Source organism: Phaeobacter sp. 11ANDIMAR09, assembly GCF_001294455.1.
Lineage (GTDB): Bacteria > Pseudomonadota > Alphaproteobacteria > Rhodobacterales > Rhodobacteraceae > Pseudophaeobacter.
In genome coordinates, this window is record NZ_LIKT01000002.1 from 101,979 (window position 1) to 122,763 (window position 20,785).

Consider the following 20,785-nt stretch of genomic DNA (forward strand, 5'->3'; position numbering starts at 1 on the left):
GTTGAGCCTATTCACGGGCGCGCAGGATTCGGGCCGGGCGGGCCGCCAGCGGGCGCCAGGCAAAGATCAATCCCGCCAGCAAAGTGGTTGCAATGCCGCCGGTGATCACTGCCAGGGCATTGGGCCAGATCACTACATAGGCGGTCTCAAAGACAAAGACATTCACCGCCCAGGCGCCCGCAATCCCGGCCAGGAGCGCAACACCGCCCGCTCCGGCACCCAGAATGATCGAGCGTAGCGCGAAGCTTAGCAGGATTTTTGCGCGGGTAGCGCCAAGGGTTTTCAGCAGGGCGGCCTCGTAGCGCCGTGCGGGCTCTCCGGCGGCGGCTGTTCCAAGCAACACCAGAAAACCGGTCAGCAGCGTGGCCGCCGCGCCATAGCTGGTGGCCGCGGCCAGTTGGCGCAGAATATCCGAGACCCGGTCAATGGCATCGCGGACCCGGATGGCGGTGATATTGGGCATCGCCTGCGCTAAATCCCTCAGGATCTGCGCTTCTGAGCTGGCTTCGGCGTAGACCGTGGCGATAAAGCTATGGGGCGCACCGGCCAGGGCGGCCTCGTTGAGGGTCAGCACAAACCCCATGCCCGCAGTGGAGAAGTCGACATTGCGAAAGCTGGTGATCTCAGCCTGGATATCGCGCCCCAGAACGTTGAGCGTGATGGTGTCGCCAAGGCTCAGTCCCAGCTCGTCGGCCTCTTCGGCGGCAAAGCTGACCTGGGGCGGGCCGGTATAATCATCGGGCCACCAGCTGCCAGCCACGACCTCGGTGCCTTTTGGCTGGGCCGCGGCATAGGTGACGCCACGATCACCGCGCACGACCCAGTGATCGCCGGCTACCTCTTGTGCCGGCACGTTGTTGATTTTGGTAATCACGGCGCGCAGCATTGGAGCGCTTTCGACCTTGCTGACCGCCGGATCCCCGTCGACGCGCTCCAGAAAGGCGGGCATCTGATCACGTTGGATATCGACAAAGAAATAGGAGGGCGCAACATCCGGCAGATTGCCCGCGATTGCGCGGCGCATATTGCCGTCGATCTGACCAATTGCAGCGAGAACCGTGAGCCCCAGCCCCAGCGCCAGAACCGCAGGCACGGCCCCATCGCGCGAGGTGCCAATGGTAGCCAAGGCCCACCGCAATGCGGGGCGCCCGCGGGTGATGTGGGATCCGCGCCGTGCCAGCCAGCCAAGACCAAGCGCGGCAATCAGCAACACCAAGAGCGCCCCCATCAACCCGCCAGCCGTCCAGAGTGTCAGCTCAGCCGCGCCCGAGAACCAGGCGGCAGAGCCCACAAGCAGAGCCAGGGCCAGAGCCGTGGCCAGAATGTAGCGCAGGGCGGGCAGGCGACTGACTTCACCCAAAGCGCCACGAAACAACGAGGCGGCGCGGATACGCTCGGCCCGCGCCAGAGGCCAGAGGGCAAAGATAAAGGCGGTGAGAAAGCCATAGAGCGCGGCCTCCACCAAAGTGGCGGGATAGATGGCGAACAAGGCCGGGAAGGGCAATTGCGCTGCAATCATCGGCCCCAGCAGGATCGGCCCAAGCCCGCCCAGGAGCAAGCCAATGCTGACCCCCAGTAGGGTCAGCGCGCCAATCTGCAAGAAATAAGTGAGAAAGATCACCTGCCGTTCAGCCCCAAGCGTGCGCAGGGTGGCGATGGTTTCGGTCTTGGTGGCCAGGTAAGCGCGCACAGCGGCAGAGACACCCACGCCCCCCACCGCGAGGCCCGAAAGCCCCACCAACACCAGGAAGCCGCCCAAGCGTTCCACAAAGGTGGCAATGCCGGGAGCGCCATTGCGGGCATCACGCCAGCGCATGCCATTGTCTTCGAACTGGGCCCGGGCCTCTGCCTGAAGCGCGTCCAGATCGGTCTCGGGCGGCAAGGTCAGGCGGTATTTTGTGGAAAACAACGAGCCGGGAGCCAAAAGGCCGGACCCTTCCAGCGCGGGCAGGGAGACCAGCGTGCGCGGCCCCAGGGCAAAGCCGGAGGCGGCGGCGTCTGGCTCGGCCTTGATGGTGGCCATGAGCACAAAGTCACGGGTGCCAAAGCGCACCGGGTCGCCGGGCTTTAGCCCCAAACGATCGGCCAGAACCGGCATCATGGCGACACCGGGCAGATCTCCGTCGCCCGCAAGCGCGTTCTCCAAGGGGATATCTGGCTGCAACCTCAGGGTCCCAGCCAACGGATAGGCGGTATCAACCGCCTTGACCTGGGTCAGCGCGCGTTCGTCGCCGAGTGTCGCCATCGAGCGGAACTCGACCACTTCCGAGACAGCCTGGGCTTGTTCGGCCATCCAGGCGCGTTCTTCGTCATTGGCAAAACGATAGGTGAAGGTCATCTCGGCATCGCCGCCCAAGAGGCTGGCGCCTTCCTGGGTCAACCCGGCTTCGATTGAGGCTCGGATAGAGCCAATGGCGGCGATCACGGCAACGCCAAGCGCAAGACAGGCCAGAAAGATACGAAAGCCTTTGACGCCGCTGCGCAGCTCCCGCAGGGCAAAGCGCCAGGCCAGAGATATGGATGAGGCGGGACCGCTTGGGGTCATGGCCGTCATTCCGCAGCCTCAGGCGCCGCAGCGGTTCTGCCCTCGGTCTCGGCCAGACGGCCGTCGCGGAGACGGATCACCCGGTCACAGCGAGCGGCCAGCTCGGGTGCATGGGTGACCATGATGAGCGTGGCGCCCGAGCGGTCGCGCAGACCAAAGAGCAGGTCCATCACCGCCGCGCCATTGGCCTCGTCCAAATTGCCGGTGGGCTCATCCGCCAGTAGGATTTCCGGGCGCGGGGCCAGGGCGCGGGCCAGCGCCACACGCTGTTGTTCACCACCGGATAGCTGCGCCGGGAAATGACCCGCACGATGCCCCAGACCCACGGCTTCCAGCTCGGCCTGAGCGACCTCAAAGGCATCGCGGCGTCCGGCCAGCTCCAGCGGAGTGGCGACATTTTCCAGCGCCGTCATGGTGGGGATCAAATGGAAGCTTTGGAACACCACCCCCATGTGGTTGCGGCGAAACCGAGCCAGGGCGTCTTCATCCATGGCGGTGAGATCCTGCCCGAGGGCCGAAATATGTCCGCCTGTGGCCAGTTCGAGCCCGCCCATCAACATCAGCAGCGAGGACTTACCCGACCCGGAGGGGCCGATCAGGCCCAGGGTCTCTCCCTTTGTGACATCCAGAGAAATATCCTGCAGAATTCGCACCGGTCCGGTATTGCCATTCAGCGTTAATGACGCATCTTTAAGGTGAAGAACGGGTCTGTCTGTTTCTGTCATGAAGCTGCGCCTGTTAAATGGATTGTATCGGATATGGAGCATTTGCCACGATGCGCAAGGTTTTGGCCCTGTTTGGGATTATTATTTTTGCCTCCCTTGCCTCTGGCGGGCGGGCAGAAGAGCTGCGGATCACTGCCTTTGGCGACAGTCTGGTGCAGGGCTACGGGCTGACCCAGGGCGAGGGACTGGTGCCGCAGTTGCAACATTGGTTGCAAGAACAAGGTGTTGCGGTTCGTCTGAGCAATGCCGGTGTGTCGGGGGATACCACCGCTGGTGGCGCCGCGCGGATCGACTGGACCCTGGCCGATCAGCCACAGGGGCTGATTGTGCTGTTGGGAGGGAATGATCTGCTGCGCGGGCTGTCGCCCAAGCAGGCCCGGGCCAATCTGCGCCAGATCCTGCAGGCGGCGCAGGCCAGCCGGGTTGAGGTGCTCCTGATTGGCATGCAGGCACCGGGAAATTTTGGTCCCGAATACAAGGCAAGCTTTGACAGCATCTATGCGGATCTGGCGCAGGAGTTCGACGCCCTGCTGCACCCGGATGCCTTTGCCGGCATTCGGGCCGTGGTCGGTGCTGATCCGGCGGCAGCGCAGGACTATATGCAGAGCGACAATATTCATCCCAACGCCCAAGGCGTCGCGCTGAATGTCGCCGCTTTGGGGCCAGTGGTGCAGGAATTGGCAAAACGCATTGAGGCCTCCGCAGCGGATAGCTAGGGGCCGGATAGAACAGCGGCCCCGAGGCAGGGGCCGCAAAAATGGGTTTGCCTGGGTGGCTTAGAGCAGCGCGAGATCAACAGCAGATTCACGACCGTCCCGGCCAGGCTGCATCTCGTAGCTGACTTTCTGATTGTCAGCGAGGCCAGTCAGACCGGACCGCTCCACCGCAGAAATGTGAACAAATACATCGCTGCCGCCATTATCGGGGGCGATAAAGCCGTAGCCTTTGGTGGTGTTGAACCATTTGACGGTGCCAGTTGCCATCGTCTCTTCTCCTAGTTTCTTCTCACGCGCACTGCCCGCAGCATGCGGCAGTATGGCTCGCTCATTCTGGGGAAAATTCACCCATCAGGGGTCAATTGCACCCCTTTTATGACCTCGCGATGACAGCATTGGACAGAAGCAGCGCCCGCGCAAGAAAAATTCGAGCCCTCGTAGGGGCAAGATGTCGGCCCTGCATCAATTGTGCGCATTCCGCCCATATGGGCTGGGCCGGTCTGCGAGATCGACAACCGCAAGGGGCGTTGGTGGGGCAGATCGCTCCAATCAGGCTAGAGGACTGTGACTTTGGTGCCGATGGGTACGCGGTTATACAGATCGCTGACATGTTCGTTCAGCATCCGGATGCAGCCATTGGAGGCCGATGAGCCAATTGTTTCGGGCTGGGTGGTGCCATGGATGCGGAAATAGGTATCCACCCCATTCTGATAGAGATAGAGCGCCCGCGCACCTAACGGGTTGTCTGGACCGCCGGGCTGCACATAGCTGTTGCCGGCAAAACGCGCATAGCTGCGGGGGCTGCGTTCGATCATCTCTGGGGTTGGGCGCCAGCTGGGCCATTCTGCCTTGCGCTGGATGATGGCGCTGCCGGTGAACTCCAAGCCGGCCTTGCCCACTCCAACGCCGTAGCGGATGGCCTTACGCTGTTCGGTGACGAAGTACAGATAATAGGAGCGGGTCAGGATCAGGATCTCACCGGGCAGAAACTGCTTTTTGATCCGCACAAACTGTGGGGTTGGATCATAGACGGGCGGCTCTTTGGCGAGGGCAGGGCTGGGCAGGGCCAGATTGGCGAGGGAAGCAGCGGAAAAAGCTGCCAGAGCGGAACTGGTAAAGCTGCGGCGAGAAACCATTTGGGCCTCAGATTTTGGAACAGGTTGCAGCCAGTCTGCGTTTCGCCTTTGGCCGGGTCAAGCCTGCAGAGCGCGAGATCGACTTGTAGACTGCAGATCAGGGCCTATATCTGGTGGCGATACCGGACTGAGAAACGCACTGGAGCACCTGTGATGGCAGATCAGAAAGCCATGAAAACACTCACCTGCCTTGCCTGTGGGCAGTTGAACCGCGTGCCGGAAGCCAAACTGATGGCTGGCGCAAAATGTGGCAGTTGTAGTGCGGCTCTGGTGCCAAAACAGCCGGTGGATGTTGACCCGGCCGTGCTGCAAAAGGCGGCACAGAATGACGATCTGCCTTTGGTGGTGGACTTCTGGGCGCCCTGGTGCGGGCCCTGCAAGATGATGGGGCCGGAATTTGCCAAAGCGTCAAAAAAGCTGGCAGGGCAGGCGCGTCTGGTTAAGCTCGACACCCAACGTCATCAATCGACGGGCGGGCGCTATCGGATCAAAGGTATCCCAACCCTGGTGGCTTTTGAGCGGGGCAAGGAGAAAAAGCGCCAGTCCGGCGCGCTGCGCGAAGGCCAGATTGTCAGCTGGGTCAAGGCGGGCTAGCCAGCTCTCTCCCTAAAGAGTTGCTCACTAGAAGCGGGTGATCCGGTGCAGTTTTTTGCTGTCGGCAAACCGGTGTAGGGTCAATCGTGCATAACGCGGTAGCAGTTATGCGCTGGCTGTGGGGTGCTTGTCCATGGTCAGCGACTGGGTGGCGAAGCCCCCGCGCACAAACAGCAGGGTGAGAGACAGGGCGGAGATCAGAATGCCGGAACCGGTATAAAGCAGCAGGCTTTGCCAGATGTGCAAATCGAACAATGCAAAGCCAGTAATGGCAGACAACAGTCCAAAGACTGATCCAAACATGACACTCACTAAAGCCATAAGATTTCTCCCTGATCGAGATCGCATAAAGATCCTAGCGCAGCTCGGTCATCCCAATACAGAAGCAAATAGTTAAGATTTTGTTTAAACTGTGTGCACAGGATGGCAAACGCGCTGGTTTTGCTTGACAGCTGCGCGTCCCGGGGGCTTTGGCAGGGTCACTTTGAAACCAGCGCCTGACCCGCGCGCGGTTTTGGCATCTTGCCTCGCCCCTGTTGCAGCACATGGGCGAGCTCATGCACCAAAAGGTCGGTGTTCTTGGCGCTGGCGGGGCGGGCAAAATAGACATCATTGCCGATGGTAAAGGCCTTGGCCCGCAGCTCCTTGCACAGGTCTTTGGCATTGCCACCGATATGCACCTTTACCTTAGAGAGCTTGCTGCCAAAATGCGCCTCCAGCCCCTTGCGCAGATCGCTGGGCAGTTTCTTGCCCTTGGTGCCCTCTGGCTCGGTGGTGAATTTGCGGCGCTTGGCCTTGCGGCCCTTGGTGGCCTCAATCTTGGCGGTGATTTCTTCGGGTGAGATCGGCATGGAAAACCCCTTTCTAACAATTGGCACGGAAACAACAGGTGTGAGGCCCAGCCAACCTAGCGCAGTGCGGCAAAAAGGCAAAATGCACGGGGAAAGTGGGGGGAGAGAGCGCGCGCCATCCTGCTTTGCCTTCGGCGAGAATATTTTGGGAAAGGTGAAAGGCGGGTCGCCTCGTGCCTTCGCCAATGTGTTCACCCGCGTAGGGCGATGATGCGTCGTGCGAGTGCAGTTGCAGAAGGCCCTGTTAAGATCATGTTGAATTTTGGACGTAGCCGCTAGGCCCGCGCCTGACCTACTCCCCGGGAAGGCGCTTCGTCTCTCCTCTAGGTCAGGCTCAGCTCCTAGGGTTTGAGCAACTGACCCCAAAATGTAGGAAGGGCGGCCAAGGGCCGCCCAACGTAATCCTAGATCAACAAAGTCACCGCACAAACTTCTTGTGCTTCAGGCGCTTGGGCTCCAGCGCGTCGGCACCGAGGCGGCGCTTCTTGTCTTCCTCGTAGTCTTCAAAGTTGCCCTCAAACCACTCCACATGGGCGTCGCCCTCAAAGGCCAGGATATGGGTACAGATCCGGTCGAGGAAGAAGCGATCGTGCGAGATTACCACGGCGCAGCCGGCAAAATCGACCAGCGCGTCTTCGAGCGCCCGCAGGGTTTCCACGTCCAGATCGTTGGTTGGTTCATCAAGCAAGAGAACATTGCCGCCCTCTTTCAACAGACGCGCCATATGCACGCGGTTGCGCTCCCCACCCGACAGCAGGTTCAGCGGCTTTTGCTGATCGCCGCCCTTGAAGTTGAACGAGGAGCAATAGGCGCGGGAGTTCACCTGGGCGTCGCCCAGCTCGATGATTTCAGCGCCACCCGAAATCGCCTCCCAGACGGTCTCGTTGTCCTTCAGGTCATCACGGGACTGATCGACATAGGAGAGCTTGACCGTGTCCCCGTAGGAAACGCTGCCTTCATCGGGCTGTTCCTGACCGGTCAGCATCTTGAACAGGGTCGATTTGCCGGCGCCGTTGGGGCCGATGACGCCAACAATGCCGCCGGGGGGCAGATCAAAGGACAGACCTTCGACCAGCTGCTTGTCGCCATAATGTTTCGAGATGCCTTCGACCTCGATCACCTTGTTGCCCAGACGCGGGCCATTGGGGATGACGATCTGCGCCCGGGTGAGCTTTTCGCGTTCGGACTGGGCGGCCAGATCGTTATAGGCGTTGATCCGGGCCTTGCTTTTGGCCTGACGGGCCTTGGCGCCCTGGCGCATCCACTCCAGCTCGCGCTGCAGGGTCTGCTGCTTGGACTTGTCTTCGCGGGCTTCCTGCTCCAGGCGCTTGGCCTTTTGCTCCAGCCAGGCGGAGTAGTTGCCCTCATAGGGGATGCCCTTGCCACGGTCGAGCTCGAGGATCCAGCCGGTGATGTCATCCAGGAAATAGCGGTCGTGGGTGACGCAGAGGATGGTGCCTTTGTAGTCGATCAGGTGCTGTTGCAGCCAGGCGATGGTTTCCGCATCCAGGTGGTTGGTCGGCTCATCGAGCAGCAACATGTCAGGGGCTTCGAGCAGCAGCTTGCACAGGGCCACGCGGCGCTTTTCACCGCCCGAGAGATTGGCGATTTCCGCATCATCAGGCGGGCAGCGCAGGGCCTCCATCGAGATGTCGATCTGGCTGTCCAGATCCCAAAGGTTTTCCGCGTCGATGGCGTCTTGCAACGCGGTCATCTCTTCCATCAGCTCGTCAGTGTAGTTCTCGGCCATCTCGACCGCGATCTGATTGAAGCGATCAACCTTGCCCTTCTTTTCCTTGACGCCAAGCATGACGTTTTCGCGCACAGTAAGGCTATCGTCGAGCTTGGGTTCCTGCGGCAGATAGCCAACTTTGGCGCCCTCGGCGGACCAGGCCTCGCCGGTGAAGTCCTTATCGAGGCCAGCCATGATCTTCATCAGGGTGGATTTACCGGCACCGTTGACGCCGACGACACCGATTTTCACGCCAGGCAGGAAGGACAGGTGAATGTTTTCAAAGCATTTCTTGCCACCGGGGTAGGTCTTGGAGACACCCTGCATGTGGTAGACGTATTGATAGGCGGCCATGTGACTGCTCCATGATGGGGGAATTTCTGCTGGCTGGTGTGATAGCGGATGGAAGGCAAAGGGGCAATGCGGGATGCGCTGGCAGCTAGGGCGTGTTCGCCCATATGCATCGCTCCTGCACGGCCCGGCGTACTTTGGACTGTATCCGCCCCGATGAATGCACCGGCAATGGCGTCGCGACGTGATGAAGGCGCAGGCGCCAAATCTCAAAAATAATTCGGAAGAACAAAGGTGTCAGGGCAATAAGCGGAGACACCAGGGGGGGATTTAACTACGACTTGGGATTTCAGGTCGCTGAGCATCCATTTGTGGCTTTGCTTCCCACAGGCGCAGATGTCGCCTCCGATACACCAAAAAATCGCGCAGCTTACAAGGGGGAGGGCTGTATAAAGTCGCTGGCCGCGCCGATGTGAGCCCTGGGTGAGGCATCGACCTGGGCTTGGGGCTTGGCATCCCGTTGATTTATGTGCATCAACCGTTGGATGAAGCAAGGGTTTCCATATCTGCGTCCCGGTATGACCGTGGGACTTTTGGGCGGATCGTTTGATCCGGCGCATCTGGGCCATGTCCAGATCAGCCGGGCTGCCTTGCAGCGGTTCAACCTGGATTGCCTTTGGTGGCTGGTCTCGCCGGGCAATCCGCTGAAAAGTCGCGCGCCCGCCAGTATGGAGCGGCGCATTGCGGCGGCGCAAAGGTTGATGGATCATCCGAGGGTGCGGATCAGCGATATCGAGGCTCGCCTGGGCACGCGCTACACGGCTGAAACCCTGCGGGGCCTGCGGCGCATCTATCCGCATGTGCGGTTCACCTGGTTGATGGGGGCAGATAATCTGGCGCATTTCCATCTCTGGAAGGATTGGCAGCAAATCATCGAAACCGTTCCGGTGGGGGTGCTGGCTCGCCCTGGAGACCGGATTTCTGCGCGGCTTTCGCCTGCTGCAAAAATCTACCGAAGTCGGATGCTCAAGGATGACCAAAGCCAAGCTCTGGCGCGCTCCGCAGCCCCGGCCTGGTGCTTTGTCAATGTTCCGATGATTTCCGCCAGCTCAACCAAGATCCGGGCAGCAGGGAAATGGTCCGCGATGCCTGAGCAAGATCCAGATCAAAGCCGGGATTGACCTCTCGGAGCTAGGCTGACCTGAAAAGAGCCCATTGCTGCCTTTTTCACGACCCTTTGCCGGGTCACACTGCCTGTACCTGTGGGGTCTTTTGTCGCTGGGGCCTTATGGGAGGGACGTTTTTTCAGGCGATTTTGGTGCAGATAGGGTATGAGCTATGGCGCAAACAGTAGGTATGGTCTTCATTTGCCGTTTAGTAGCAATTTTATTAGATATTGACTGACATGTATTCGAGACGCTTTTTCCTTTCAGCCGCGGCAGCGGCCCTGGCCGCGCCGGCAGCCTTGGCAAATGCGCCCAAAACCTCTCTGCGGCCTCAGGCCCGCGCCGCCGCCGGATCTGTCACAGCTGTGCCTCAGGCGGGGGCGAGTTCCAGCCTCAAGGCGCTATTGGCCCGTTCCGGCTTGTCCGGTCAGGTCGCCTGCGCCGTAGCTGAAGTGCAAACCGGCAACGAGTTGGAAGCCCATTCGGGTGAAGAAGCCTTGCCGCCTGCAAGTGTCGCCAAGGCGTTGACGGCGCTTTATGCGCTGGACACATTGGGAGCCAATCACCGATTTGCCACCCGGGTTCTGGCGACGGGAACAGTGACGGGTGGGGTGCTGAAGGGGGATCTGATTCTGGCGGGGGGCGGAGACCCGATGCTGAACTCTGATCACCTGGCGCAACTGGCCTCTGCTCTGAAAAAGGCAGGCATCCGCGAGGTGCGCGGCGCCTTCAAAGTCTGGGATGGTGCGCTTCCGCGGGTGCGTTCAATTGATGCCGGGCAACCGGATCATGTGGGGTACAGCCCCGCAGTCGCGGGTATAGCGCTCAATTTCAACCGGGTGCATTTTGAATGGAAGCGGGCGGGGAGCAGCTGGAACGTCAGCATGGATGCCCGCACGGAAAAATACCGCCCCGAGGTCAGCATGGCGCGGATGAAGGTCGCCCGCCGCGCACTGCCTGTCTATACCTATGCGGATCGCAACGGGGTGGACAGCTGGACCGTTGCCTCGCAGGCGCTGGGCAAGGGTGGGTCGCGCTGGTTGCCGGTGCGTCGCCCGGCGGAATATGCCGCCGATGTGTTTCGCACCATGGTCCGGGCGCATGGCATCAAGCTTAAGTCCGCCAAGCGGATCTCCTCCTTGCCGACGGCCACTTTGCTGGCGCAGCACCACAGTCCACCGCTGGATATGATGCTCAAGGCGATGTTGAAATATTCCAACAATCTGATGGCGGAAATGATCGGCATGATGGCCACGGCCAAACGCGGCAAGACCCCCAAGGGGTTGAAGGATTCCGCTGCCGAGATGTCGCGCTGGGTCCGTGCCAAATATGGGGTGACAGCGATCCGGATGGTGGATCATTCGGGCCTGGGAGAGGCCTCCCGGGTTGCTCCAAATGCGATGCTCAAGGTTTTGGTCGCGGCCTATAAGGCCGGTCGGCTGAAACCGCTGCTCAAGAGCTTTCCAATGCGCGACGCCAATGGGCGGGTGAACAAAAACCACCCGATCAAGGTGGCTGCCAAAACCGGGACCCTGAATTTTGTATCGGGGCTCGGGGGCTTTTTGACCACCTCCAGCGGCACGGTTCTGGCCTTTGCGATCTTTGCCGCCGATACCAAGGCGCGATCGCGCATCAGCCGGGCAGAACGCGAACGCCCCAAGGGCGCCAAGAGCTGGAACAAAAAGGCCAAGCGCTTACAGCAGCAACTGATCGAGCGCTGGGGCCAGAGCTACGGCACCTGAGCCCAGCCGCAAGGTGATGCACGGCAGGGCCCTGAGGGCGAACCTCAGGTCGCGGGTCTCACCTCGACAAAGGTCTCGTGGTAGCAGGCGCCATCCTCGATATCGGTGCGAATATCCGCTGGGATCAGCGCATTGACGGTATATCCCGTTTGCGAGCTGCCGCGCCAGGTGCCCTTGGGCGAGTAGAGCACGCCGGGGCGGGTGGCCTGGGTGATCTTCAGCTCTAACGTGACCGCGCCGCGCGCATTCCAGACCGAGACGAGGCAGCCCTCCGTCAGGCCGCGATCCTGGGCATCCTTGGGGTGCATTTCCAGCACTTCTGGCCCGGCAGAGGCTGGATCGCTGCCAAAGGTGGCATTGGTCCGTTTGGCGGAGCTGGGGGTGATCAACGTCAGAGGTAGGTCCGGCGACACCGGATCATAGCGTGGTACGCCAAAGCCATAGCGCCTCTCATACGCCGCGCTGAACAGTTCGATCCGTCCCGAAGCTGTGGCGGGGCGGATGTTCTTGCACATGACCAGCGGTTCGCCATCCGGGGCCATCATTTCGATGGCGCTGTCCAGCGGGATCTGGCTGGGGCGTTTGCCTGCCAGCTGCGGATGGCTGGCGTCAATGGCCTCATCCATCAGCTGGGCATCGCTGGCCCGAAACAGCGGATCCGTATAGCCAAAGCGGGCTGCAAGACGGCGGAAGATCTCGGTATTGGGCAGGCTTTCGCCGACATGAGGGATCACCGGGGCCGCCCGTTGCAGGTAGTTCTGACCGTAGGCGCCGTAGATATCGTCGAACTCAAAATGCGAGGCTGCCGGCAGGATCACGTCGCAATAGGCCATGCTGTCGGTCATCACCACATCGCAGCCGGCGATGAACAGATCATCGCGCATCAGCGCCCGCATCAGATTGGCCTGATCCGGATGCGTGGCCACGGGGTTGTGGTTGTAAATCATCGTGGCCTTGATTGGGATCTCCAGGCTATCATCCTGCAGCACATTGGCCAGATCGACGATGTTGAAGGTCCGGGTGCCGGGCTTGATCAGGTGATCGCCCTGCAGGCGGGCTTGGGTTTTTGGTGTTGCGCCGCCGGATTTTGCCATGACACCAGCGCCCAGACGCCCGTGGTGACCCAACAGAGCTGGCAGCGCCATGCCGGCCCGCAGCGCCGAGCCGCCGGAGCGTCCGCGCTCAATCCCGTTGCCAAAGGCGCAGGTCATGTTCTTGGCGGCGATCATCATATCGGCGAGGGCGTGAAAATCGGCAGCTGAAACCCCGCAGGTCTCGACAACCTGATCCAGCCCATAGTGCCGGGCCTGTTCCATATAGGGCTCAAAGCCCGCGACCCACTGCGCGATGAAGCCCTCATCCAGCGCGCCCCGGCGCTCCAGCTCGGCTGCCAATCCCATGGCCAGCACCACATCGGTGCCAGGTTTGATCTGCAGGTACAGGTCGCATTGCTCGGCAATCTTGATCCGCTTGGGGTCTACCACCACCAATTTGCCCCCACGCGCCCGCAGCTTTTTCAGCAGCGGCGCCAGATGCAGGTTGGAGACGGTGACATTATTGCCCCAGATCAGCGCCAGATCGGAGTATTCGAGCTGCGCTGGCGGCATGCCGGGGGCGGCGCCAAACAGACTGGCATAGGCACCACCCCGCACCCCGCCGCAGAGGGGGCCGCGGTCGAGCATGCTGGCTCCCATCTGGTAAAAGAACCGCCGATCCATTGAGCCCCCAGCCAGCTCCCCATGGGGGCCGGCATAGTTGAAGGGCAACACGGATTGGGGGCCGTGGGACTCAATCGCCTGGGTGAAGCCCGCGTGGACCATGTCCAAAGCATCGTCCCAGCTGATCTGTTCAAACTGGCCAGAACCGCGCGGGCCGACCCGTTTGAGCGGATGGGTCAGGCGGGCCTTGCCATGTACAAACTCCGGATAATAGCGTGCCACCTTGTTGCAGATGACATTGGCCGTATAGGGATTGGCAGTGGAGCCTTTGACCTCTAGCACCGTGCCGCCCTGTACCTTGACGCTGAGGCTGCAGGTGTCAGGGCAGTCCAATGGGCAGACTGAGGGGAGGGTGGTTATGTCGAGGGGCTGGTTCATGATCTGGCTCCAAAGGCGATGTTGATGCCAGTCTATCGCCCAGAAGGTCATGCCATTAAGTGCCAAAAATAGGGAAATTGACCAGACCAATTGGTCGCGGTAGCGTTGGTCATGCTCAATTCAGCTGTGGCGCACTCCCGGCAACCCCAATGAGGAATTCCCAATGAAACTTCCCAGACTTCCACTAAAGGGGTCCTGCCTTTGTGGTTCGGTGCATGTCAGTCTGTCTGCCTTGCCTCTTTTGACTTTGGCCTGTCACTGTCGTGATTGCCAAAAACTATGCGCCAGCGCCTATTCCCTGACCGCAATGTTCCCGGCGGACAGTTTTTCTGTCACTGGAGACCTGATGAGAGGTGGGCTGCGCAGCAAAGGTCGAGAACACCACTACTGCCGCTCCTGTCTGACCTTTGTCTATTCCCGTATCACTGGAGCAGATGAGCGGGTGAACCTGCGGATTCCCGTACTCGAGGATGCCGCTGCGCTGCCGCCCTATGTTGAGGTGATGACAGATGAAAAACAGGACTGGGCTGAGGTTTCTGCCGCCTACAGCTATTCTCGGTTTCCTGAGGGCGCCGATGAGCTAAGGGGATTGATGGAGAGCTATTCCAAGGGCTGGTCGGAGCCTGTCCAGCCAAAAGACTAAAGGGGGCAGGCTCCGAGGGCGCATTAGACCATGTGACGAGCCCGGGCGCCGCGCTCAATAGCGGCAGCATGCAGGCGGTCGATGTTGAGCTCATAGCGCACCTCGGCGAGGAACTCGAGCTCGGTTTCAGCCAGTTTGCCATCGGCAGCGGCCACGTCGCAGGCCAGGGCATAGGCGGTTTCATACAGGCGCTCTGGCAGATCATCGCGGATCAGGCCAAACAGGGCTTCCAGCCCGTCTTCCTGCTCAAACAGGTCCAGCACCGTGTTGGAAATCCGCGTCATGCGGTCGATGTCGTAATCGGCAAAGACTGGCAGCATGTTGACGGCGGATTGAATCTTGATCAGCTCGGCGGTGCGGATGTTTTCGTCCGAGGCAGAGACCGCCACCATCAGGGCCACAAGGCAGTCCTGCTGGGACATGGATTGGGCGTTTTGCTCGGGCATGTGAGATCCTTTTTGCACGATTTTTCAAGCCCAAGGATAGGCATGGCCAGGGCAGGGTTCAACTGCTGCCTCTGGCCCATCGTTGGGAAACCGGCACAAACTTGCGCTGAGCGGCGGGAAACAGCCAGTTCTCGAGGCTTTTAGCCCTGGGCCTCTTCAGCGGCGGTAAAGCGATAGGTGATCTGCTCGAAACTGGCCTCAGCAAAGCCATAGGTGAACCGCAGCCCATCAGGGCCGGCCTGGGTGCCATGTTCTGCATTGGCGGGGACATAGATCGCGACGCCCGGACGGATTTCATGCGGGGTGCCATCAATGGTGACCACGCCCGAGCCTTCGAGGCCAAGATAGAATTCCGGCGGATCGTGGCGGTGGGGCAGCAGACGACCATGGGGTTCGAACTCGGCAATGCCCAGCACCATATCGCGCGACTTTTCCGAGCAGCTGTTGATCAGGGTGCGCCAGCGCACTTCGCCATAGGCGGCATCAGTGCCACCTGACAGCGGAACCTGCGCTGCATCCACCACCAGCAGGGTGTCCTGGGGGGCGTGCGGCAGGTTGGAAGCCTGGTGAAACTGCTCTGTCTCGCCAAGATCAGTGGCAAGTGTTGTCATATCGGGTGCAAAATCCAGGGTTGTTTCCTGCTGCATGGTCTGGGCCTCCTTGAGGTCGGTGTGAGTGGATCGCGGGGCTGCGGCTCAATCTCAGATAAGGGGCTTTTTGTGTTTCGCTCAATGCGCTAAAACTGCATCCTAATATACGATGAGGTTATGTTACATGGAGCGTCTTCCTAGCTTTTCGGGGCTCACAGCCTTCTATGCGGCGGCACGCCATGGTACACTGACGGCGGCCGCCGAAGAGCTGAATGTTTCGCAACCGGCAGTTTCCCGTCGGATCGCGACTCTGGAGGCAGATCTGGGCTGTAATTTGTTTGATCGCAGCCACAAGCCTGCCCGGATGACCCAAGCAGGTAAGGATCTATTGCAGGCTTTACACAGTGGCTTTGGCCAAATCGAAGACGCGGTGTCGCAAATCAGAAAAGCGGCTCAAACGCGGATTGTGACGGTGACGGCCCCCTCTGGGTTCGTCGGATTCTGGCTCATCCCCCGACTGGGAGAGCTGGAGCAGAGCTTTCCGGAGATGACGATTCGGATCATAAGCCAAGAGTATGGAGAGGCAGTGCGCCCTGGAGATCTGGTGATCCGCTTTGGCCTGCCCGGTGGGGGGGGCGAGACCGAGACCCGACTGCTGAGCGATGAGGTCTATGTCGCCGCCAGCCCGCTCTATCTGACGCGCTTGGGGATGACGGCGCAGGACTATGATTTTTCCCGTATGACCCTGCTGACGATGGAGGCCGCCCGCAGCCAGTGGCATGATTGGCCCAGCTGGTTCAAATCCGCCCATCAGGTGATGCCGCAGGGCGCGCGGGTGCTGGATTTCAATTCCTATGCGATGCTGGTGAATGCTGGCCTGGCAGGGCAGGGGATTTTTCTGGCCTGGGGCGGGATTCTGGACAGTTTCATCGAAACCGGGGCCCTGTTGCGGCTGCAGGCGCCAACCACAACATCGGCGCGGGGCTACTTTGCTGGGCTGAGAGACGGGGCGGCTGCCCACCAGGATGTCCGCCAGATTCTGGACTGGATCGTCGAAAAGGCGCATTTTCCCGGCTGAAACCTCTGTGTGGGGGGCTCTCTTCATTGACTCATGCTGCATCTGCGCAATAGACCGGGCCGACCTGCTGCATGGGGCAGTGGGACAGGAATGAGGCGGCCACCGGGGCCGCTATTGGAGAACAGCAATGTCTGATTTGCGCGACACCGCTCTCACGAGCAAGGCCTGGCCGTTTGAAGAAGCCCGTCGGGTGCTCAAACGTTATGCCAAGGGCGCGCCGGAGAAGGGCTATGTGCTGTTCGAGACCGGCTACGGACCCTCAGGCCTGCCTCATATCGGCACCTTTGGTGAGGTGGCCCGCACCACCATGATCAAAAATGCCTTTGAGGTGATCAGCGATATCCCGACCAAGCTCATCTGTTTTTCCGATGATCTGGATGGGATGCGCAAGGTGCCGGGCAATGTGCCCGATGCCGATAGCCTGACGCCCCATCTGCAAAAGCCGCTGACCTCGGTGCCGGATCCCTTTGGCACCCACGAGAGCTTTGGCCATCACAACAACGCCATGCTGCGCCGGTTCCTCGATACCTTTGGCTTCGAGTATGATTTTTACTCAGCCAAGGAATTCTATGAGAGCGGCGCGTTTGACGAGGTGCTGAAACGCGCCGTTGATAAATACGATGATGTCATGGCGATCATGCTGAAGTCTCTGCGCGAAGAGCGCCGCCAGACCTATTCGATCTTTTTGCCGATCCACCCGGAAACCGGCCGGGTGCTCTATGTGCCGATGAAAAAGGTCTGCGCCGAAACCTATACGGTGACTTTTGACGACGAAGACGGCAAGGAATGGACCCTGCCCGTCACCGGCGGCAATGTGAAGCTGCAGTGGAAGCCGGACTTTGGCGCCCGGTGGGCGGCGCTGGGCGTTGATTTTGAGATGTACGGCAAGGATCATAGCACCAATACGCCGATCTATGATGGCATCTGCCGGGTGCTGGGCCAGCGGGCGCCGGAGCATTTCACCTATGAATTGTTCCTGGATGCCAATGGGCAGAAGATCTCCAAAACCTCTGGGAACGGCATTTCGATTGACGAGTGGTTGAGCTATGCCAGCGCCGAAAGCCTGTCCTATTTCATGTATCAAAAGCCCAAGACCGCCAAGCGGATGCATTTTGACGTGATCCCCAAGGCGGTGGATGAGTACCACCAGCAGCTGCGGGCCTATGCAACCCAGGACCAGAAGGCGCAGCTCAACAACCCGGTCTGGCATATCCATGCAGGCGATGTGCCGCAGTCGGATATGGTGGTCTCTTTCTCGATGCTGCTCAATCTGGCCTCGGCCTCCAGCGCTGAAGACAAGCAAACCATGTGGGGCTTTATCAATAAATATGCCCCTGATGCCACGCCCGAAACCCACCCCGGCATGGATCAGGCCGCAGGTTTTGCGGTGGCCTATTTCAACGACAAGGTAAAACCAACCAAGGTCTTCCGTGCGCCCAGTGACCAAGAGCGTGTGGCGCTGCAGGATCTGGCCGATGCGTTGAAATCTGCGGATGCGGCCCTGGCGGCGATTGCCAAGAAGAATGACATTGTCGGCAAGGATGATGCGCTGCCAGCGGCGGATTTCGCCGATGAGGAATTCCTGCAATCGGTGGTCTTTGCCATTGGCAAGATCCATGGTTTCGAGCCGCTGCGCGATTGGTTCACCGCGATCTACGAAGTCCTATTGGGCGCCTCACAAGGCCCGCGTTTTGGTGGCTTTATCGCGCTGTATGGCGTCAGCGAGACGATTGACCTGATCGAGAAAGCTCTGGCGGACTGACCGAGAACCCCGGCAGGTTTAATGAATTGGGAGCGCCCTTTGGGCGCTCTCTCTTTTTTTGTGAAGGCGTTTTCCGCTCAGGATCCCACCAAAGCAAAGCTTTGAAGACCTAGACCCCTCGCCTGATCTGAGGTCCTGGCAGGGGGCGGCTGCGGCTTTCCAAACAAAATCGCCGCATCCCCACCCTGAGGGCGGGGCCCCTCGGTGATTTGATTTGGGCCGCTGCCTTTCCCTGCCGGGCGGTCCTCAGGCGAGGGGCAGGCTCCAAAGCAAAGCCGATAGGGGGGGGTGCGGGGGCGGCGCGCGCCCTACTGGGAAAGTTTTCAGCTCGGGCCTCTAGCTCTTGGCGGCGTTGTGCATGGGCGCTGTTGGAAAGGGTTTTGGGATGAACAAGGTGATTACGGCGGGTCTGGAGTTGATGCCACCAGAGTTCGAGGCGGGGCTGGATGTCTGGTCGAGCGGAGATGGCACGCCTGGGTCCGACACATATGACGGCGCGGCCAATGCGGCCATCGTGGTGGCGGATGCAGATTTTGCGGGCTGTCTGGAACTGCAGAAGCTGGAGGCGACCCAGCGGCTGCGCTACATGGGGAAGACGCCGCTTTTGCCGGGGTGTTATCTGCAGGTGAAGGCCCGGATCAAGGCGGTGAGCGGCGCCCTGCCGACAGTGCGGATCGCGGCCTGGGCCGGGGATAGCAGTGAGTCTCATCTTTCAGGGGTCACCGAGGTGGGGAGCAGTACGACGCTGACCTCCTATGGATCTGTGGTCGAGGTCAGCGCCATCATTGGCATTGGCGATCGAACGGGTGTGGACATGGCCTGGGGCTTGGCGGCGCGATATGGTCATTTTGGACTGGACCTGATTGGCCCCAATGGGGGGGTGGTTCGGATTGACGATATTGAGATCACGGATCTGACCAGCGCCTTTCTGCGGGACATGGTTTCGGTTGTGGATGTCGTGGATTTTGGTGCTGTCGGGGATAATGTCACCGATAACACTGCTGCCTTTGAAGCGGCGGATGCGGCGGCTGCGGGGCGACAGATCCTGGTGCCTGCCGGGCAGTTCTTTTTGGCGCAGACGGTTTCATTGAACAATCCGGTGCATTTTCAGGGCAGCCTGCGGATGCCGGTGGACCGGATGCTCTTGCTGCGCAAAAACTTTGATTTCGCGACCTACGCCGCTGCCTTTGGCAATGAAGAGGCAGGGTTCAAGAAAGCCTTTCAGGCGCTGTTGAATTCATCGGATCACGAATCCCTGGATCTGGGAGGGCGCATGGTGACGGTGACTTCGCCGATCGACATGCAGGCAGCGGTGCCCAATCGCAGCTCCTATTCGACACGGCGGGTGATCCGCAACGGGCAGTTTTCGGCCTCGGGCGGGGCGGCCTGGGATACGCAGGTCTGGAGCGAGCAGGCCACCTATGATCCCAATGATCCGCGCAAGTTGAAGGCGGTCAGCAATATCGCCAATATCCCCGTTGGGGCCTTGGTCGAGGGCAGCGGCGTTGGGCGCGAGATCTATGTCCGCAGCAAGAATACCGGCGCCGGTGAGCTGACCCTGAATGCGCCGCTCTATGATGCGTCTGGCACCCAGGTGTTTACCTTCAAGGATTTTAAATATCTGCTGGATTTCAGTGGCTTTAGCGCGTTGAGCAAATTTGGCATGACCGAGGTCGAGATCCAGTGCAACTCGCATTGCTCAGCTCTACGGCTGCCTTCGGCGGGGACGGTGTTCAGTCTGGACCATTGTTTCGTCTCGCGCCCCAAGGATCGCGGGATCACTTCGATCGGTTCGGGGTGTCAGGGCATTCTGGTGGACAATTGCCAGTTCCTGTCGGCGGAGGAGGCCGAAACCGTGCCCAACCGCAGCAGCGTTGGGATCAACGTCAATGCCAATGATGCCAAGCTGCGCAATAACCGGGTGACCAAGTTCCGCCATTTTGCCCTGCTGGCCGGGGCCAACAATACGATCACCGGTAATCACTTTTTCCAAGGAGATGGGGTGGCCGACGGGGTGCGGACGGCAGGGCTGGTCATGGCCTCGACCTATTGTGCTTCGACGATCTCGGACAACTATGTTGATAATTGCTTTATTGAGTGGACCAATGAGCAGGATCCAACCCCGAATTTCACCACCGGGTTTTCGTTTTCGGCGCTGTCAATTACCGACAATGTGTTCTTGTCCAGCGATGTCGCCCCCTGGTTCAGCTATGTGGTGATTAAGCCCTATGGCAATGGGCATTTCCTAAATGGGGTCAGCATTTCAGGCAACAAGTTCCGTTCGATCAATGGCAATATCGACCGGGCGGATCGGGTGGATACAAGTTTCTCTGACCTGGACTTTAGCCGCAGCAAATCGGTGTTCTTTGAAGGCAATACCTTTCATGGGATCACCACTCCGGTTGCCAGCCCTATGCGGATTCGCCATGAACAGGCAACGGTTGCCAGTAGCTGGACGGTTTCGACCGCCGGTGCGATGCCGTTTCTGGGACGCGCGCGGGCGGTGGATGCGGTGGTGGCCATTGGTCCAATGCGCAACTCCAGCGGCACCTATAGATATCCGCGCCCCTGGGTGCAGCTGGAACAGGGCAGCAACAAGGATGAGATCCGGTTGAACTGGGGGGAAAGCCTGCGCGGCGAAGTGCAGGTGGTAGTGCGGGTCGACAAATAGG

At 60.1% G+C, this 20,785-nt stretch carries 18 protein-coding genes; 8 read left to right on the top strand and 10 right to left on the bottom strand.

Annotated features, from left to right (window positions below):
• Positions 1-7: 7 nt before the first annotated feature.
• The gene (locus AN476_RS01990; RefSeq protein WP_371257270.1) at positions 8-2,554 is read right to left on the bottom strand and encodes an ABC transporter permease; all 2,547 of its coding nucleotides are present in this window, start codon (positions 2,552-2,554) and stop codon (positions 8-10) included.
• Positions 2,551-3,270, bottom strand: a complete 720-nt coding sequence (locus AN476_RS01995) for an ABC transporter ATP-binding protein (protein WP_054459083.1) — start codon at positions 3,268-3,270, stop codon at positions 2,551-2,553. Before AN476_RS01995 ends, AN476_RS01990 begins: the two co-directional genes overlap by 4 nt.
• 50 nt (positions 3,271-3,320) lie before the next feature.
• Between AN476_RS01995 and AN476_RS02000 the strand changes: the two genes are divergently transcribed.
• Entirely contained in the window at positions 3,321-3,986 is a 666-nt protein-coding gene (locus AN476_RS02000) for an arylesterase (RefSeq protein ID WP_054459436.1), read from the top strand.
• Between the two features lie 60 nt (positions 3,987-4,046).
• On the opposite strand, the gene AN476_RS02005 is transcribed toward AN476_RS02000, so the two are convergent.
• Complete coding sequence (locus AN476_RS02005; RefSeq protein ID WP_054459085.1) at positions 4,047-4,253, bottom strand: cold-shock protein; 207 nt, start codon at positions 4,251-4,253, stop codon at positions 4,047-4,049.
• Between the two features lie 287 nt (positions 4,254-4,540).
• Entirely contained in the window at positions 4,541-5,122 is a 582-nt protein-coding gene (locus AN476_RS02010; protein WP_054459086.1) for a L,D-transpeptidase, read from the bottom strand.
• Between the two features lie 153 nt (positions 5,123-5,275).
• Between AN476_RS02010 and trxA the strand changes: the two genes are divergently transcribed.
• Positions 5,276-5,716: a thioredoxin gene (gene trxA, locus AN476_RS02015; RefSeq protein WP_054459087.1), complete on the top strand. Its 441-nt coding sequence runs from the start codon at positions 5,276-5,278 to the stop codon at positions 5,714-5,716.
• Between the two features lie 105 nt (positions 5,717-5,821).
• Here trxA and AN476_RS02020 read toward each other — a convergent pair whose 3' ends face one another.
• From AN476_RS02020 to ettA, 3 genes are all read right to left on the bottom strand, one after another.
• Positions 5,822-6,037, bottom strand: a complete 216-nt coding sequence (locus AN476_RS02020; protein WP_157063659.1) for a hypothetical protein — start codon at positions 6,035-6,037, stop codon at positions 5,822-5,824.
• A 158-nt stretch (positions 6,038-6,195) separates the two neighbouring features.
• A complete protein-coding gene (locus AN476_RS02025) occupies positions 6,196-6,567 on the bottom strand; it encodes a DUF4157 domain-containing protein (RefSeq protein ID WP_054459089.1) in 372 nt (123 codons plus the stop codon).
• 418 nt (positions 6,568-6,985) lie between these two features.
• The gene (ettA, locus tag AN476_RS02030) at positions 6,986-8,653 is read right to left on the bottom strand and encodes an energy-dependent translational throttle protein EttA (protein WP_054459090.1); all 1,668 of its coding nucleotides are present in this window, start codon (positions 8,651-8,653) and stop codon (positions 6,986-6,988) included.
• 482 nt (positions 8,654-9,135) lie between these two features.
• On the opposite strand from ettA, the gene AN476_RS02035 reads away from it, so the two are divergent.
• Together AN476_RS02035 and dacB are read left to right on the top strand one after the other, a co-directional pair.
• Positions 9,136-9,771, top strand: coding sequence for a nicotinate-nucleotide adenylyltransferase (locus AN476_RS02035; protein ID WP_054459091.1), 636 nt, complete (start codon positions 9,136-9,138; stop codon positions 9,769-9,771).
• Between the two features lie 224 nt (positions 9,772-9,995).
• Positions 9,996-11,498 (top strand): D-alanyl-D-alanine carboxypeptidase/D-alanyl-D-alanine-endopeptidase, encoded by a 1,503-nt coding sequence (dacB, locus tag AN476_RS02040; protein WP_054459092.1) that lies wholly within the window; start codon positions 9,996-9,998, stop codon positions 11,496-11,498.
• A 44-nt stretch (positions 11,499-11,542) separates the two neighbouring features.
• Here the strand turns inward: dacB and AN476_RS02045 are convergent, their stop codons facing one another.
• A complete protein-coding gene (locus AN476_RS02045) occupies positions 11,543-13,594 on the bottom strand; it encodes a molybdopterin-dependent oxidoreductase (RefSeq protein ID WP_054459093.1) in 2,052 nt (683 codons plus the stop codon).
• Between the two features lie 163 nt (positions 13,595-13,757).
• On the opposite strand from AN476_RS02045, the gene AN476_RS02050 reads away from it, so the two are divergent.
• A complete protein-coding gene (locus tag AN476_RS02050) occupies positions 13,758-14,237 on the top strand; it encodes a GFA family protein (RefSeq protein ID WP_054459097.1) in 480 nt (159 codons plus the stop codon).
• Positions 14,238-14,260: 23 nt separating this feature from the next.
• On the opposite strand, the gene AN476_RS02055 is transcribed toward AN476_RS02050, so the two are convergent.
• Positions 14,261-14,683, bottom strand: coding sequence for a tellurite resistance TerB family protein (locus tag AN476_RS02055; protein ID WP_009809459.1), 423 nt, complete (start codon positions 14,681-14,683; stop codon positions 14,261-14,263).
• A gap of 140 nt (positions 14,684-14,823) precedes the next feature.
• Positions 14,824-15,330 (bottom strand): cupin domain-containing protein, encoded by a 507-nt coding sequence (locus AN476_RS02060; RefSeq protein WP_054459098.1) that lies wholly within the window; start codon positions 15,328-15,330, stop codon positions 14,824-14,826.
• A gap of 127 nt (positions 15,331-15,457) precedes the next feature.
• Between AN476_RS02060 and AN476_RS02065 the strand changes: the two genes are divergently transcribed.
• From AN476_RS02065 to AN476_RS02075, 3 genes are all read left to right on the top strand, one after another.
• Entirely contained in the window at positions 15,458-16,351 is an 894-nt protein-coding gene (locus tag AN476_RS02065) for a LysR family transcriptional regulator (protein ID WP_054459100.1), read from the top strand.
• Between the two features lie 127 nt (positions 16,352-16,478).
• On the top strand, positions 16,479-18,113 hold the full coding sequence (locus tag AN476_RS02070; RefSeq protein ID WP_054459101.1) for a lysine--tRNA ligase: 1,635 nt from the start codon (positions 16,479-16,481) through the stop codon (positions 18,111-18,113).
• 385 nt (positions 18,114-18,498) lie between these two features.
• The gene (locus AN476_RS02075; RefSeq protein WP_054459103.1) at positions 18,499-20,784 is read left to right on the top strand and encodes a glycosyl hydrolase family 28-related protein; all 2,286 of its coding nucleotides are present in this window, start codon (positions 18,499-18,501) and stop codon (positions 20,782-20,784) included.
• Position 20,785 lies beyond the last annotated feature (1 nt).